We start from the raw sequence: 15,354 nt of genomic DNA on the forward strand, positions 1-15,354 counted from the left end.
TGTCGCGAAAGGACTGCGCAGCAGTCCCGCCTTTTATAAAGCCGGATTAATCTGCAGACTTGCCAAGCGAGTAATCCCTCAACTTGTTGGCAATGGTAGTATGCGAAACACCCAATCTTTTACCTAAAGCCCGACTACTCGGAAACTCCCCCATCAAACTTTCCAGCACCGCCTTCTCAAAGCGCCCGACAATCTGCGAAAGATCCCCGTCCAGCGAAAACTCACCCAACGGCTGGCGCACACCATAATCCGGCAAGCGGATATGTTCACTCTTGACCACGCCGCCATCGCATAACGAAACCGCCTGGAACAATACGTTTTCCAGTTGCCTCACATTGCCCGGCCAATGGTACTGGGCAAGTTTGTCCATCGCCGCCGGCGCCAAGCGCGGCATGGCGCAACCGATCTGCCGGCTGGCCTGGTCGAGAAAGTGCTGTACCAGCCCTTCCAGGCCGTCCATGCATTCGCGCAAGGGCGGAATGTGCAGCGACAACACATTGAGCCGGTGATACAGGTCCTGACGAAACTCGCCACGCGCGCACAATTCGGACAAATCCACCTGGGTCGCACAGATCACCCGCACGTCCAGGTACACCTCTTCATCGCTGCCTACGCGGCGGAAGCAGCCGTCCTGTAGAAAGCGCAGCAACTTCACCTGCAGGCGCGGGCTCATCTCCCCTACCCCATCAAGGAACAGCGTGCCACCGGCGGTCAGCTCCAGCAGCCCCAGCTTGCCCTCGGCCCGCGCACCTTCGAAGGCCCCGGGGCCGTAACCGAACAGCTCGGTCTCGGCCATCGACTCGGGCAGGCCGGCGCAGTTCAGCGCCATCAGCGGCGACTGCCCGCGCGGGCTGGCCAGGTGGCAGGCACGCGCTAGCAACTCCTTGCCGGTGCCCGTCTCACCCTCGATCAGCAAGGGCGCATCCAGGGGTGCCATGCGCCGCGCCTCGCGGACTACGGCAGCCATCACCCGCGAGCTCTGGAAGATGCTGTCGAAACCGCGCAGCTCCTGCTTGCGCACATTGTAGATACGCTCGCCGATGCGGTCGGCGCGGTGCAGGGTCAGCACTGCACCGGCCAGCGCCTCGCTGTCGTCGTGCTCGGACTGCAGCGGCGCGATATCGGCCAGGAACACATCGCCCTTGACCTTGATGCGCAGGCCGTTGATGCGCGACTTGTTGGCGCGTACCAACTCCGGCAGGTCGAAGTCTTCGACGTAGCGCGCCAGCGGCATGCCTGGCACCTCGTCTACCCGCACCCCCAGCAACTGGGCTGCCGCGCGGTTGGCGGCGACGATACTGCCGCCCATGTCGATCGACAGCACCGGGAAGTCCAACGCGCCCAGCAGCGCGTTCAGCTCCATGTGGCGACGTTCGCTGGGCATCAGCCCCACGCGCTTGACGCCGAACACCCCGGCGATGGCCTCGAACTTGGGCCGCAGCGCCTGGAACTGCAAATTGATCAGGTTCGGGCAATGCAGGTAGATGGCGTTGCCATGGTCACCGCCCACCTCGCCGCGCAGCACGTTGATGCCGTATTCCACCAACAGGTTGAGGATGTCGCGCAGGATGCCAATACGGTTCTGGCAATGCACTTTGATACGCATGAGGGCTCTCGAAGCGCCGAGGTTTTTCACCGCAGCGCAGAAAAGTCGTAAAGATAAGCTGACAAAAACAGCCTAGGCATCAGCCAGATGCCTCGGATTTTCCGACACCTGCCGGGTTTTGTAAAATATTCGTTACGAAAACACTGCCAGAAGCCCATCCCGCCTATCTCCTACCCCCGTGAAAAGCAGCCGGCGAAGGGATATTCCTTGGGCATGTCCTGCACATAACAAGAAAAGCCCTCACCAGGAGAGCCACATGAAACAGACGCAATACGTGGCACGCGAGCCCGATGCGCACGGTTTTATCGATTACCCGCAGCAAGAGCATGCGGTCTGGAACACCTTGATCACCCGCCAGCTGAAAGTGATCGAAGGCCGCGCATGCCAGGAATACCTGGACGGCATCGACCAGCTCAAGCTGCCGCATGACCGGATTCCGCAACTGGGCGAAATCAACAAGGTGCTGGGCGCCACTACCGGTTGGCAGGTTGCCCGGGTGCCGGCACTGATCCCCTTCCAGACCTTCTTCGAACTGCTGGCCAGCAAGCGCTTCCCGGTCGCCACGTTCATCCGCACCCCGGAAGAGCTGGACTACCTGCAGGAACCCGACATCTTCCACGAGATCTTCGGCCACTGCCCGCTGCTGACCAACCCCTGGTTCGCAGAATTTACCCATACCTACGGCAAGCTCGGCCTGGCCGCGACCAAGGAACAGCGCGTGTACCTGGCGCGCCTGTACTGGATGACCATCGAATTCGGCCTCATCGAAACCGCCCAAGGCCGCAAGATCTATGGCGGTGGCATCCTCTCGTCGCCGAAGGAAACCGTCTACAGTCTGTCTGGCGAGCCAGAGCACCAGGGCTTCGACCCGATCGAAGCCATGCGCACCCCGTACCGTATCGACATCCTGCAGCCGCTGTATTTCGTGCTACCGAACATGAAGCGCCTGTTCGACCTGGCCCATGAAGACATCATGAGCATGGTTCACCAGGCCATGCAGCTGGGCCTGCACGCACCGAAGTTTCCACCCAAGGTCGCCGCCTGAACGACCTTGCCGATAACAACTCAAACCGGAAAACACCACATGAATGCCTTGAACCAAGCCCATTGCGAAGCCTGCCGCGCCGACGCGCCGAAAGTCACCGACGAAGAGTTGGCCGAGCTGATCCGCGAGATCCCGGACTGGAACATCGAAGTACGCGATGGCCACATGGAGCTGGAGCGCGTCTTCCTGTTCAAGAACTTCAAGCACGCCTTGGCATTCACCAATGCCGTGGGCGAAATCGCCGAAGCCGAAGGCCACCACCCGGGCCTGCTGACCGAGTGGGGCAAGGTCACCGTGACCTGGTGGAGCCACTCGATCAAGGGCCTGCACCGCAACGACTTCATCATGTGCGCGCGCACTGACAAGGTGGCGGAGACGGCTGAAGGCCGCAAGTAATCGTCTGAAGAGTGGGGCCGTTTCGCGCCCGCGAAGGGGCGCAAAGCGGCCCCAGTTCTTGCGGGGAAAATGTCCGCTGTTCGCCCGCAAAACCGACCGGCGACCGGCAAAAAAACCAAACTGTCATCCAGACTTGTGTATCCTGCCCCAGCTTTGCGAAGCTTCAAACGCGCCTGGCGCAGACTTTTCACTCACACTTGCGAGGAACGACGAGATGCATGAAATCCCGAATCTTCCCTTCCCAAGCCTGAACCCAGAAGAGCCAACCGTAACCGTTCACGCCGAGCCGGCTGCTGCCGCCGAGCAGGATGGTGACGATCAATCCAGCGCTGACCAGGACTAACCGCGCAACCCCGACTGTGTGAAAACGGCTGACCTGCGGGCTACCCCCGTCATCACGTTTTCACACCGTCCAGAACCCACGTAGGCCCCCATGCCCGACTCACCGCGCCCCCTTGCGGTCACCCTGCAAGTCGTCTCCATCGTCCTCTTTACCTTCATCGGTTACCTGAACATCGGCATCCCCCTGGCCGTATTGCCCGGCTACGTGCACAACGACCTGGGCTTCGGCGCCGTGGTCGCGGGCCTGGTGATCAGCGTGCAATACCTGGCCACCCTGCTCAGCCGCCCCACGGCCAGCCGCATCATCGACAACCACGGCAGCAAGAAAGCCGTCCTGTATGGCCTGGCCGGGTGTGGCCTCAGCGGGGTGTTCATGCTGGCCTGCGCCTTTCTCACCCACCTGCCCTGGCTGAGCCTGGCCAGCCTGCTGGCCGGCCGCCTGGTGCTGGGCAGCGCCGAGAGCCTGGTGGGGTCGGGTTCGATCGGCTGGGGTATCGGCCGGGTCGGCGCCGAACACACCGCCAAAGTCATCTCCTGGAACGGCATCGCCAGCTACGGCGCGCTGGCCATCGGCGCCCCGCTGGGGGTGCTGATGGTCAAGGGCCTGGGGCTGTGGAGCATGGGCGCGAGCATCATCCTGCTGTGCCTGCTCGGCCTGCTGCTGGCCTGGCCCCGGCAGGCGGCGCCGATCGTCAGCGGCGTGCGCCTGCCGTTCCTGCGGGTGCTGGGCAAAGTGTTCCCGCACGGTTCGGGGCTGGCCCTGGGCTCGATCGGCTTCGGCACCATCGCCACCTTCATCACCCTGTACTACGCCAGCCGCGGTTGGGCCAATGCCGCGCTGACCCTGAGCCTGTTCGGCGCCAGCTTCATCAGCGCACGGCTGCTGTTCGGCAACCTGATCAACCGGATTGGCGGGTTCCGCGTGGCGATCGCCTGCCTGTCGGTGGAAACGCTTGGGCTGCTGATGCTGTGGCTGGCACCGAATGCCGAACTGGCGCTGGCAGGCGCCGCACTGAGCGGGTTCGGCTTCTCGCTGGTATTCCCGGCGCTGGGAGTGGAGGCAGTGAACCAGGTATCGGCGGCCAACCGCGGGGCTGCGGTCGGGGCCTATTCGCTGTTCATCGACTTGTCGCTGGGGGTGACCGGGCCGCTGGTGGGCGCGGTGGCGGCGGGGTTCGGCTTTGCCTCGATGTTTCTGTTTGCTGCGGCGGCGGCGGCTTGCGGGCTGGTGTTGAGCCTGTACCTTTACCGGCAGGCGCGTCAGAAGCAGTATCGGTAATGGCCGGGGGCTGCTTTGCAGCCCCCGAGGCCTTGAAACCTAGCGCTGGGCGTACTGCAACACCACTTCCAGCGGGTGGCGCATCTGCCGCTCGGTCATGCGCTTGACCTGGCTACGGCAGGAATACCCCGTCGCCAGCGGCTCGCCTTCCTTGTCCAGCTTGGTCGCCCAGCTCTGCTCGAAGATGGTCCGCGAGGTGTCCTGGTTACGCGCCTCGTGCCCATAGGTTCCGGACATCCCGCAGCAACCAGTGGCCTCGGTCACCAGCTTCAGCCCCAGGCGGGCGAACACCTGCTCCCACTGCCGAGTGCTGGCCGGCACGTTGGTCTTCTCGGTGCAGTGCGCCATCAAGCGGAAACTGCCCGACGCGCTCGCTGCCTGCTCCGGCAGCACGTCCATCAGCCATTCCTGTGGCAACAACACCTTCGGGCAGCCGTCCAGGCCCGGGACTTTCTGGTACTCCTGGCGGTACACCAGGGTCATCGCCGGGTCCAGGCCCACCAGCGGCACGCCGCAGTCAGCCAGGGCCTTGAGCTGGCTGGCATTGCGGATCGCCGCCTTGGCGAACGCACCGAGGAAACCCTGCACATGCAGCGGCTTGCCGTTGGCGCTGTACGGCGCCAAAAACACGCGGTGGCCCAGGCGGTGCGCCAGGTCGATGAAGGCCGACAGCAGTGGCGTCTCGAAGTAGCGGGTGAAGGCGTCCTGCACCAGCACGATGCTGCGTTCACGCTGGGCCGGTGTCAGTTCACGCAGGGTTGGCACACTGGCCACGCCGACACGGCAGCGGGTCAGGGTAGCCTGGAAGTTGAAGCGGCTGAGCAACGGGCTGTCGACCATGCCCACCTTGTCGGCCAGCAGCCGGCTCACCCACTTCGAGCCCATCACCGCGTTGTACAGCCCCGGCGCGTGGGCAAGGTAGGGAATGGTGAACTCCAGCGAGCCGATCAGGTAGTCACGCAGCGGGCGCTGGTAGCGGCCGTGGTACAGCTCGAGGAAGCGCGAGCGGAAGTCCGGCACGTTGACCTTGATCGGGCATTGCCCGGCGCACGACTTGCACGCCAGGCAGCCGGCCATGGCGTCGTACACCTCATGGGAGAAATCTGCCTGCCCCTGGCTGCGGGCGCGGTTGTTGCGCAGGCGTGCCGGCAGGCCCTTGAGCCAGGACACTCGATTGCGCGCCGCAGCCAGCACATCGATGTTCGCCTCGCCCTGCAGGCGCAGCCACTCACGCATCAGCGAGGCGCGGCCTTTGGGCGAATGCTGGCGTTCGCGGGTGGCCTTCCATGACGGGCACATGGCGTCGTTGGGGTCATAGTTGTAGCAGGCGCCGTTGCCGTTGCAGTGCACGGCGCTAGCGAAGTCCTGCCACACGCGCTCGTCGATGGTGCGGTCGAGATCGCCGCGCAGGGTCACGCCATCGACCTTGGTCAGGCCCTCGGCGCTGTCCGGCGGGGTGCAGATCTTGCCGGGGTTGAGCTGGTTGTGCGGGTCGAAGGCGCCTTTCAGGCGCTGCAGCGCCGGATACAGCTCGCCGAAGTACTCCGGCACGTACTCCGAACGCAGGCCCTTGCCATGCTCGCCCCACAGCAGGCCGCCGTAGCTGCGGGTCAACGCCGCCACGGCATCGGAGATCGGCTTGACCAGCGCGGCCTGGGCCGGGTCCTTCATGTCCAGCGCCGGGCGCACGTGCAGCACACCGGCGTCGACGTGGCCGAACATGCCATAGGCCAGGCCGTAACCATCGAGCAGCGCGCGGAAGTCGGCGATGTAGTCGGCCAGTTGTTCTGGCGGTACCGCAGTGTCCTCGACGAACGGCTGCGGGCGGACTTCGCCTTCCACATTGCCCAGCAAACCCACCGAACGTTTACGCATGGTATAGACGCGGGTCACCGCCTCGGCGCCCTCGGCCAGGGTGTGGCCCAGGCGCTCGACACTGGTGTCGCTCTGCAGGTGCTGGATGAACGCCTGCACCCTGGCATTGACCTCGGCAGGTTCGTCGCCACAGAACTCCACCAGGTTGATGCCCAGGGTCGGGCGCTCGGGGTCGGCCGGGAAGTATTCGGCGACGCTGTGCCAGACGATGTCCTTCATCGCCAGCATCAGCACCTTGGAATCGACGGTCTCGATCGACAGCGGTTTGTGCGCCATCAGCGCGTTGGCATCGCGCAGGGCGTCCATGAAGCTGCTGTAGCGTACGTTGACCAGCACGGCGTACTTGGGGATCGGCAGCACATTGAGCTTGGCTTCGACCACATAGCCCAACGAACCTTCGGCACCGCACAGCACGCTGTTGAGATTGAAGCGGCCCTGTTCGTCGCGCAGGTGCGCCAGGTCGTAGCCGGTCAGGCAGCGGTTGAGCTTGGGGAACGTGGTTGCGATCAGGTCTGCCTGGGTTTCCTGGATCTCCCGCGCCATGCGGTACACCTCGCCGACCCGGCCGGGCGCGGCGCAGGCCTGCTCCAGTGCGGCATCGTCGATCGGCAGGCTGTGCAGGCGCTCGCCCCCGAGCAGCACGCTGTGCAGCTCCAGGACGTGGTCGCGGGTCTTGCCATAGGTGCAGCTGCCCTGGCCGCTGGCATCGGTATTGATCATGCCGCCGACGGTGGCGCGGTTGGAGGTGGACAGCTCAGGCGCGAAGAACAGGCCGTACGGCTTGAGCGCGGCGTTGAGCTGGTCCTTGACGGTACCCGCCTGCACCCGTACCCAGCGCTCCTCGACGTTGATTTCGAGGATGTTGTTCATGTGCCGTGACAGGTCGACCACGATACCGTCGGTCAGCGACTGGCCATTGGTGCCGGTACCGCCGCCGCGCGGGGTCAGCTTGACCTGGCGAAAACGCGGCTCGCCCATCAGCGTGGCGACCCGCACCACGTCGTCGGCGTCCAGCGGGAACACCGCCGCCTGCGGCAAGCGCTGGTAGATCGAGTTGTCGGTGGCCAGTACCGTGCGGGTAGCGTAGTCGGCACTGATCTGGCCACGGAAGCCGCTGTTGCGCAGGGCTTCGAGGAATTCGGGGTAGTTGGCGCTCGGCGCAATGGTCGGCAGCTGGGCGATCATCGAAGGATGGCCTCTTGAAATAGGCTAATTCACGGGATTCCTGTCGCTCCGGCATGAGTGAAAGCATGCGGGGATGACGTATAGGCCAATGTTCCTGTAGTTTCGCCTCAGGGGCAAACGGATAATCCTGCCGCTATCGATGACTTCCATGAATGAATTACCGCCACCTGACCCCATCCATGTCGCTGCTGCTGGCCTTCGAGGCTGCCGCCCGACATGAAAGCTATACCCGCGCCGCCGCTGAACTGTCGCTGACCCAGAGCGCAGTCAGCCGCCAGGTACAGGCACTGGAACAGCAGCTGGGGCTGACCCTGTTCCGCCGCGAAGGGCGCCAGGTGCAACTCACCGATGTCGGGCGCCTGTACCAGCGCGAACTCAGCGAGGCCCTGGGGCGCATCCGCAGTGCCACCCTGCAGGCATTGGCCTACCAGTCAGGCGTCGGCACCTTGCGCCTGGCCACCCTGCCCACCTTCGGCTCGAAGTGGCTGCTGCCACGGCTGCACGCGTTCTACAGCGCCCACCCGGGCATGCTGGTGCACATTCATTCACGCATCGAAGCCATCAATTTCGACACCAGCGAGATCGATGCCGCCATCGGCGTGGCCAGCCACGATTTGCCGGGGCTGGTCTGCCATCGCCTGCATGCCGAACAACTGGTGGTGATCCTGCCGCCGGAAGCTGGCGTGGATAGCCAGGGCTGGAGCCCGGCCCGGATCAGTGAAGAGGTGCTGCTGAACGTGGCCAACAACCCGCATGCCTGGGGCGAGTGGTTCTCGCACCATGGCCTGGCGCACCGGGCGATGCGCCTGGGGCCGAGCTTCGAGCTGACCTCGCACCTGATCCAGGCGGTACGGGCCGGTATCGGCATCGGTCTGGTGCCGCGCATCCTGGTGGAAGAGGAGCTGGCCAAGGGCGAGCTGTACAGCCCCGGCGAGGCGTTTGCCAGCCAGCGCAGCTATTACCTGATCTACCCGCCGAGGAACGAGGCATTGCCATCGTTGCGGGCATTCAGAAGCTGGTTGCTAAAGCAGATCTGAGCTTGCGTCGCGGTCCTTTCGCCGGGACACGCAAGAAAAAACCCGAAGCCAGGTACCTGACTTCGGGTTTCCGGTTACTGCATGGCGCCTTACTTGGCCATGCCGGTAGCCGCTACACCGGTATTCATCCTGCGACGCGGCTTGACCATGTAGATCACGAACATCGCAAACAGCCAGATCGGGATCGCATACACCGACACGCGGATCTCCGGGATCATCAGCATGATGCCCAGGATCAGCACCACGAACGCCAGGCACAGGTAGTTGCCATAGGGGTACCACAAGGCCTTGAACAGCGGCTTCTGGCCGGTGCGGTCGAGGTGCTGGCGGAACTTCAGGTGCGAGTAGCTGATCATCGCCCAGTTGATCACCAGGGTGGCCACCACCAGCGACATCAGCAGCTCCAGGGCGTTCTGCGGCATCAGGTAGTTGAGCAGCACGGCAACGAAGGTCACCCCAGCCGATGCCAGGATCGAACGCACAGGCACGCCACGCTTGTCGACCTGGGCCAGCGATGCCGGGGCATCGCCCTGCTCGGCCATGCCCAACAGCATGCGGGCGTTGCAGTAGGTGCCGCTGTTGTACACCGACAATGCCGCAGTCAGGACCACGAAGTTCAGCAAGTGCGCTGCCACGTCACTGCCCAGCAGCGAGAACACCTGCACGAACGGGCTGCTGCCATAGCTGCCACCCGAGGCAGCTATGCTGGCGACCAGGTTGTCCCACGGGGTCAGCGACAGCAGGACCACCAGGGCGCCCACATAGAAGATCAGGATGCGGTAGATGACCTGGTTGATCGCCTTGGGGATCACGGTCTTCGGCTTGTCGGCCTCGGCCGCGGTGAAACCGAGCATTTCCAGGCCACCGAAGGAGAACATGATGAACGCCAGGGCCATCACCAGGCCGCTGACACCGTTCGGGAAGAAGCCACCATGCGACCACAGGTTGGCCACGGTCGCCTCGGGGCCGCCGCTGCCGCTGGTCAGCAGGTAGGCACCCAGGCCGATCATGCTGACGATGGCCACCACCTTGATGATGGCAAACCAGAATTCGGCTTCACCGAAGAACTTCACGTTCATCAGGTTGATGGCGTTGATCAGCACGAAGAACGCCGCCGCGGTGACCCAGGTCGGGATCTCCGGCCACCAGTAGTGGACATATTTGCCGACTGCCGACAGCTCCGACATGCCCACCAGGATGTACAGCACCCAGCAGTTCCAGCCCGACAGGAAGCCGGCGAAACCGCCCCAGTAGGTGTGGGCGAAATGGCTGAACGAGCCGGCTACCGGCTCTTCGACGATCATTTCGCCAAGCTGGCGCATGATCATGAAGGCGATGAAGCCGCAGATGGCGTAGCCAAGGATCATCGACGGGCCGGCGGATTTCATCACCCCCGCCGAACCGAGGAACAGGCCGGTACCGATCGCACCACCCAGGGCAATCAGCTGGATGTGGCGGTTCTTCAGGCCCCGCTTGAGCTCGCCTGAATGCATGTTTTGTCCACTCATGAACGAAGTCACCTGCATTGTTTTTATCTGTGACGGAATCGGACCCACCGCGCTCGTGGCGCAGCGGAATGGGCAAGGTGGTTACCTTGGGTTTCCTGAACGCAGCTGCCGCCGGAGCGGGTCAACCAGGGGTGATCAGGAGTGCGCGGTACGCAAAGGAGTCACAGGTAAAACGCGGCGCACTGTATACCCCTGCAAACGCGCAGGCGTCAACGCACTGCATCGTTTCCCTGGGAAAAAACGCAGCGATCCTGTGGTGTAGGCCTTCAAAGGCGGAGTGATCGGCGTACATGGCGCCTCCATTTGTTGTTTTGTCAGCCGGGCTCTGCGGACCGGCTTTTGCACACGGCAATGACGGCTATAACACCGTGGGGCGGGGGTTTGGGCAAGGGTGGTCGGAGCCTGGGGGCAGGCTCGGGTACAGTGGCGCCGGCAAGCAATGTTTACAGAGCCGTGGAAATCCTGAAATCTGGACTGGATTCAGCGCAATCTGTATAAGTTTCTTTACAAGCCGGTTCGAGAACTTGCCAGTCGTCCGAAAAATTCTTTTTGTTCAATGTCTTGGGTCTCTTTGCAGCCCATCGCAGCAGCCGCAAATCCCATAGGCATAAAAAAACCAGCCCGAAGGCTGGTTTCTCGTTACCACTACGGCTGATCAGCCACGCGGCTTGCCACGACCGCGGCCTGCCGGCTTGTCAGCCTCAGGCTTGCCCGGACGTTTGCGCATCTCGCTCGGGCGCTCGGCAACGGTACTGCCACGACTGCTCTTGCGCGGAGCCTCTTCACGCGGCTGGCGCACCGGGCGCTCGTCGCCAGCGCCGCCTTCGTGGGCCGGGCGCAGGCTGCGCACGCGCTCGCCACGGCCCAACGGGCGGGTCGACTTGCGTTGCAGGCGTTCCAGCTTGTCCTTGGCCTTGAGTTTCATGGCAGGCAGCGCTACTGGCTGCAGGCCCACTTCAGCGGCAAGGATGTCGATTTCGCCCTGGGTCATTTCACGCCAACGACCCATCGGCAGGTCGGAATTGAGGAACACCGGGCCGAAACGCACGCGCTTCAGGCGGCTGACCACCATGCCCTGGGACTCCCACAAGCGACGCACCTCGCGGTTACGGCCTTCCATCACCACGCAGTGGTACCAGTGGTTGAAACCTTCGCCACCCGGCGCCTTCTGGATGTCGGTGAACTTGGCCGGGCCGTCTTCCAGCATCACGCCAGCCTTCAGGCGCTCGATCATCTCGTCATCGACTTCGCCGCGCACACGCACCGCGTACTCACGGTCCATCTCGTAGGACGGGTGCATCAGGCGGTTGGCCAGCTCACCATCGGTGGTGAACAGCAGCAGGCCAGTGGTGTTGATGTCGAGGCGGCCGATGTTGATCCAGCGGCCTTCCTTCGGCCGTGGCAGGCGATCGAACACGGTCGGGCGGCCTTCCGGGTCGTCACGGGTGCAGATCTCGCCATCGGGCTTGTTGTACATGATCACCCGGCGGGTGGCCTCGGCGGCCTCTTCGCGCTTGATCAGCTTGCCATCCACGGCGATGGCATCGTGCAGGTCGACGCGCTGGCCAAGGGTGGCCTCGACGCCATTGACCTTGATACGGCCCTGGCTGATCCAGGCCTCGACGTCACGCCGCGAGCCAACGCCGATACGCGCCAGCACTTTCTGCAGCTTTTCGCCGGACGGAGGGGTGGGTTGGCTATCTTGCAGGTCTTGCTCACTCATCTGGGCACCTCCCGGTGTAGGAATGAAAACAGGTTTTTGGCAACGAACGCGCCAAAAGGCCGCGCATCATACGCGGTTCGGCGCGGGAACGCACTGGAGGTTAGAAGGTTTTGTAGGCGTTGGCAGGAGTATCTGCCTAATGGTGATGTGTTGGCAGTACCGGCCTCTGCGCGGGCGAACCCGCGAATAGCCCGTGCAGGCAACAGAAGAATCAGGGCTGCACCTTGCCGTCTTCCTCCATCGAGGCCTCAGGCTCCTCCTCACGCAAGTCATCGAAATCGGTCTTCAGCCCCTCTTCCATGGCATCCAGCTCCACCAACAGGCTACGGAAGCTGGTTTCTTCCTTCGGTTCGGCAACCGCTTCCTCCTCGCCAAGGCTGGCATCGGCCAGCGCCTGCAGGTGCGCCGGCACCGGTGCGTCATCCGGGTCGAGCAGCGGCTCAGGCTGCATTTCCCGCAGCTCGGCCAAGGCCGGCAACTCGTCCAGGCTCTTCAGGTTGAAATGATCGAGAAAGCCCTTGGTGGTGGCGAACATCGCCGGCCGCCCGGGCACCTCGCGGTAACCGACCACGCGCACCCACTCGCGCTCCATGAGGGTCTTGATGATGTTGCTGTTCACCGCCACGCCACGCACATCCTCGATCTCGCCACGGGTGATCGGCTGGCGGTAGGCGATCAAGGCCAAGGTTTCCAGCAGCGCGCGCGAATAGCGCTGCGGCCGCTCTTCCCAAAGGCGCCCGACCCAGGGGGCAAAATCTTCGCGAATCTGCAGGCGGTAACCGCTGGCCACTTCCTTGAGCTCGAAGGCACGGCCAGCGCACGATGCGCCCAGCAGCTCCAGGGCCTGCTTGAAGACCTTGGGCTCTGGCCGTTCGGCCTCTTCGAACAGCTCGTACAGGCGTTCCAGCGATTGCGGCTTGCCGGAAGCCAGCAGGAAGGCCTCGATCAGTGACGCCAGGTCACGGGGTTCATTCAGGTTCATCAGGTTCTTCTACAAGCGCCGGGCGAAGCCGCACGTGGATGGCGGCGAAGGGTTCATTCTGCACCAGTTCGACCAGCGATTCCTTCACCAGCTCAAGGATCGCCATGAAGGTCACCACCACGCCCAGCTTGCCCTCCTCGGCAGCAAACAGCTCGACGAACGGCACGAAGCCGCCGCCTTTCAAGCGCTCCAGCACCAGGCTCATGCGCTCCCGGGTGGACAGGGTCTCGCGGGTGATCTGGTGGCTCTCGAACAGGTCGTTGCGGCGCATCACCTCGGCCATGGACACCAGCAGCTCTTCCAGGCAGACCTGGGGCAACAGCTTGCGCACCTTGGCCTGCGGTGCCTCCAGGCGTGGCACCACGACCTCGCGGCCAACCCGAGGCAACCCATCGATGCCTTCGGCGGCAGCCTTGAAGCGCTCGTACTCCTGCAGGCGGCGGATCAGTTCGGCGCGCGGGTCGCCCTCCTCTTCCTCGACATCGGCCGAGCGCGGCAGCAGCATGCGCGACTTGATCTCGGCGAGCATGGCGGCCATCACCAGGTATTCGGCCGCCAGCTCCAGGCGCACGCTCTTCATCAGTTCCACATAGCCCATGTACTGGCGGGTGATTTCCGCCACCGGGATGTCGAGGATGTCGATGTTCTGCTTGCGGATCAGGTACAGCAACAGGTCCAGCGGGCCTTCGAAGGCTTCGAGGATGACTTCCAGCGCGTCCGGCGGGATGTAAAGGTCCAGCGGCAGCTCGGTCAAGGCTTCGCCATAGACCAGCGCCAATTGCAGTTGCCGCGGCGCCTCGGCCAGTTCGGGCGGTGCCTCGGGTGTTTCTACCTGGCTCACGCGTTGACCAGGAACGGTGTGGGGTCGCCGCAGCCTTCGCGGATCAGCTCCGGCTCGTCACCGGACAGGTCGATGATGGTCGAGGCCTTGAGGTCGCCAAAACCGCCGTCGATCACCAGGTCGACATGATGCTCCAGGCGCTCACGAATCTCGTACGGGTCGGTCATCGGCTCGTCGTCACCCGGCAGGATCAGGCTCACGCTCATCAGCGGCTCGCCCAGCTCGGCGAGCAAGGCCAGGGTGATGGCATGGTCCGGCACGCGCAGGCCGATGGTTCGGCGCTTTTCGTGCAGCAGCAGGCGCGGCACTTCGCGGGTGCCATTGAGAATGAAGGTGTAAGGCCCCGGCACATGCGCCTTGAGCAGGCGGAAGGTACCGGTATCGACCTTGGCATACAGCCCCAGCTGCGACATGTCACAGCACATCAGGGTGAAGTTGTGGGTCTTGTCCAGGCCGCGCAGGCGCCGCACCCGTTCGATCGCCGCCTTGTCGCCGATCTGGCAGCCCAGGGCGTAGGCCGAGTCGGTCGGATACACCACCACGCCGCCCTTGCGGATGATTTCCACCGCCTGGCGGATCAGCCGCGGCTGCGGGTTCTCCGGATGAATCTGGAAAAATTGGCTCACGTAGTCGTCCTGTTCATACCGCCAAAGGCTGTTCATGGCTGAATCGGCGCCACAGAGGTGGCAGGTCCTCGGGCAAAGGCCGGTAGGCACCGATCTCGCCCCAGGTGCCGGGGCCGTGGAAGTCACTGCCAGCGCTTGCCAGCAGGCCGAACTCACGGGTGAGGATGGACATCGTGCCCACCTGCTCGGCCGGCATCATCCCGTTGACCACCTCAAGTGCCTGCCCGCCTGCCTGAATATAGTCGGCAATCAGCCTTCTGCGCTTGCTGCGGGTCAGGTCGTAGTGCATGGGATGCGCCAGGCTCACCCAAGCGTTGGACTGGCGCAGGGTGGCAACGGTTTCATCGAGGCTCGGCCAATGCTGCTTGACATCGCCCAGCTTGCCGGCGCCCAGCCACTTGCGAAACGCCTCGCCACGGTCCTTGACGTGCCCGGCACGCACCAGGTACTCGGCAAAATGCGGGCGCGCCGGGGCGTTGCCACTGTCACCCAGTTCGTGCTGCACGGCGCGGGCGCCTTCGAGGGCGCCGGGCATGCCCTTGGCCGCCAGCCGTTTGTCGATTTCTTCGGCACGCAGCCAGCGGCCACGGTGCAGCGCTTCGATCGCCGCCAGCAACGGCGGCGCGTCGAGCGGGAAATCATAGCCCAGCACATGGATGGTCGCGCCGCCCCAGGTGCACGACAGCTCTACCCCGCTGACCCAGTGCATGCCCTTGTCGCGGCAGGCCTGGCACGCCTCGGGCAGGCCCTCGATGGTGTCATGGTCGGTCAGTGCCAGCGTTTGCACCCCGTGCTCATGGGCCCGGGCGACCAGTGCCGAGGGCGACAGGGCGCCGTCGGAGGCCGTGCTGTGACAGTGCAGATCAACATTCATGGAGGAGCGCTTTCGCTGGAATCGATGTTTGTTAT

The 15,354-nt window shown here is 63.8% G+C and carries 13 protein-coding genes; 5 read left to right on the forward strand and 8 right to left on the reverse strand.

Annotated elements, in window-relative coordinates; genetic code table 11:
* Positions 1 to 46 precede the first annotated feature (46 nt).
* Positions 47 to 1,606 carry a sigma-54-dependent transcriptional regulator gene (locus QSV36_RS07170; protein WP_289130979.1) on the reverse strand — a complete coding sequence of 520 codons (1,560 nt, stop codon included), beginning with the start codon at positions 1,604 to 1,606 and terminating at the stop codon, positions 47 to 49.
* A gap of 256 nt (positions 1,607 to 1,862) precedes the next feature.
* On the opposite strand from QSV36_RS07170, the gene phhA reads away from it, so the two are divergent.
* The 4 genes from phhA (at position 1,863) to QSV36_RS07190 (ending at position 4,668) form a co-directional block, all read left to right on the forward strand.
* Positions 1,863 to 2,651, forward strand: a complete 789-nt coding sequence (gene phhA / locus QSV36_RS07175) for a phenylalanine 4-monooxygenase (protein WP_289130980.1) — start codon at positions 1,863 to 1,865, stop codon at positions 2,649 to 2,651.
* A gap of 39 nt (positions 2,652 to 2,690) precedes the next feature.
* Entirely contained in the window at positions 2,691 to 3,047 is a 357-nt protein-coding gene (locus tag QSV36_RS07180) for a 4a-hydroxytetrahydrobiopterin dehydratase (RefSeq protein ID WP_003254532.1), read from the forward strand.
* A 214-nt stretch (positions 3,048 to 3,261) separates the two neighbouring features.
* A complete protein-coding gene (locus tag QSV36_RS07185; protein WP_263975009.1) occupies positions 3,262 to 3,390 on the forward strand; it encodes a hypothetical protein in 129 nt (42 codons plus the stop codon).
* A 90-nt stretch (positions 3,391 to 3,480) separates the two neighbouring features.
* Positions 3,481 to 4,668, forward strand: coding sequence for an MFS transporter (locus QSV36_RS07190; protein ID WP_289130981.1), 1,188 nt, complete (start codon positions 3,481 to 3,483; stop codon positions 4,666 to 4,668).
* A gap of 39 nt (positions 4,669 to 4,707) precedes the next feature.
* Here QSV36_RS07190 and ydiJ read toward each other — a convergent pair whose 3' ends face one another.
* Positions 4,708 to 7,728 carry a D-2-hydroxyglutarate dehydrogenase YdiJ gene (gene ydiJ / locus QSV36_RS07195; protein ID WP_289130982.1) on the reverse strand — a complete coding sequence of 1,007 codons (3,021 nt, stop codon included), beginning with the start codon at positions 7,726 to 7,728 and terminating at the stop codon, positions 4,708 to 4,710.
* Between the two features lie 152 nt (positions 7,729 to 7,880).
* Between ydiJ and QSV36_RS07200 the strand changes: the two genes are divergently transcribed.
* On the forward strand, positions 7,881 to 8,765 hold the full coding sequence (locus QSV36_RS07200) for a LysR substrate-binding domain-containing protein (RefSeq protein WP_289130983.1): 885 nt from the start codon (positions 7,881 to 7,883) through the stop codon (positions 8,763 to 8,765).
* An 89-nt stretch (positions 8,766 to 8,854) separates the two neighbouring features.
* On the opposite strand, the gene QSV36_RS07205 is transcribed toward QSV36_RS07200, so the two are convergent.
* The 6 genes from QSV36_RS07205 to QSV36_RS07230 form a co-directional block, all read right to left on the reverse strand.
* Positions 8,855 to 10,273, reverse strand: coding sequence for an amino acid permease (locus QSV36_RS07205; RefSeq protein WP_289130984.1), 1,419 nt, complete (start codon positions 10,271 to 10,273; stop codon positions 8,855 to 8,857).
* A 655-nt stretch (positions 10,274 to 10,928) separates the two neighbouring features.
* The gene (rluB, locus tag QSV36_RS07210; protein ID WP_289130985.1) at positions 10,929 to 11,996 is read right to left on the reverse strand and encodes a 23S rRNA pseudouridine(2605) synthase RluB; all 1,068 of its coding nucleotides are present in this window, start codon (positions 11,994 to 11,996) and stop codon (positions 10,929 to 10,931) included.
* 211 nt (positions 11,997 to 12,207) lie between these two features.
* Positions 12,208 to 12,978, reverse strand: a complete 771-nt coding sequence (gene scpB, locus QSV36_RS07215; RefSeq protein ID WP_289130986.1) for an SMC-Scp complex subunit ScpB — start codon at positions 12,976 to 12,978, stop codon at positions 12,208 to 12,210.
* The gene (locus QSV36_RS07220) at positions 12,965 to 13,819 is read right to left on the reverse strand and encodes a segregation and condensation protein A (RefSeq protein WP_502945640.1); all 855 of its coding nucleotides are present in this window, start codon (positions 13,817 to 13,819) and stop codon (positions 12,965 to 12,967) included. The genes scpB and QSV36_RS07220 overlap by 14 nt, the downstream gene beginning before the upstream one ends.
* Positions 13,816 to 14,445 carry an L-threonylcarbamoyladenylate synthase gene (locus QSV36_RS07225; protein ID WP_200627528.1) on the reverse strand — a complete coding sequence of 210 codons (630 nt, stop codon included), beginning with the start codon at positions 14,443 to 14,445 and terminating at the stop codon, positions 13,816 to 13,818. The genes QSV36_RS07220 and QSV36_RS07225 overlap by 4 nt, the downstream gene beginning before the upstream one ends.
* Before the next feature lie 13 nt (positions 14,446 to 14,458).
* Positions 14,459 to 15,319: a PHP domain-containing protein gene (locus QSV36_RS07230; RefSeq protein ID WP_289130987.1), complete on the reverse strand. Its 861-nt coding sequence runs from the start codon at positions 15,317 to 15,319 to the stop codon at positions 14,459 to 14,461.
* Positions 15,320 to 15,354 lie beyond the last annotated feature (35 nt).

The organism is Pseudomonas sp. BCRC 81390 (assembly GCF_030341915.1).
Classification (GTDB): domain Bacteria; phylum Pseudomonadota; class Gammaproteobacteria; order Pseudomonadales; family Pseudomonadaceae; genus Aquipseudomonas.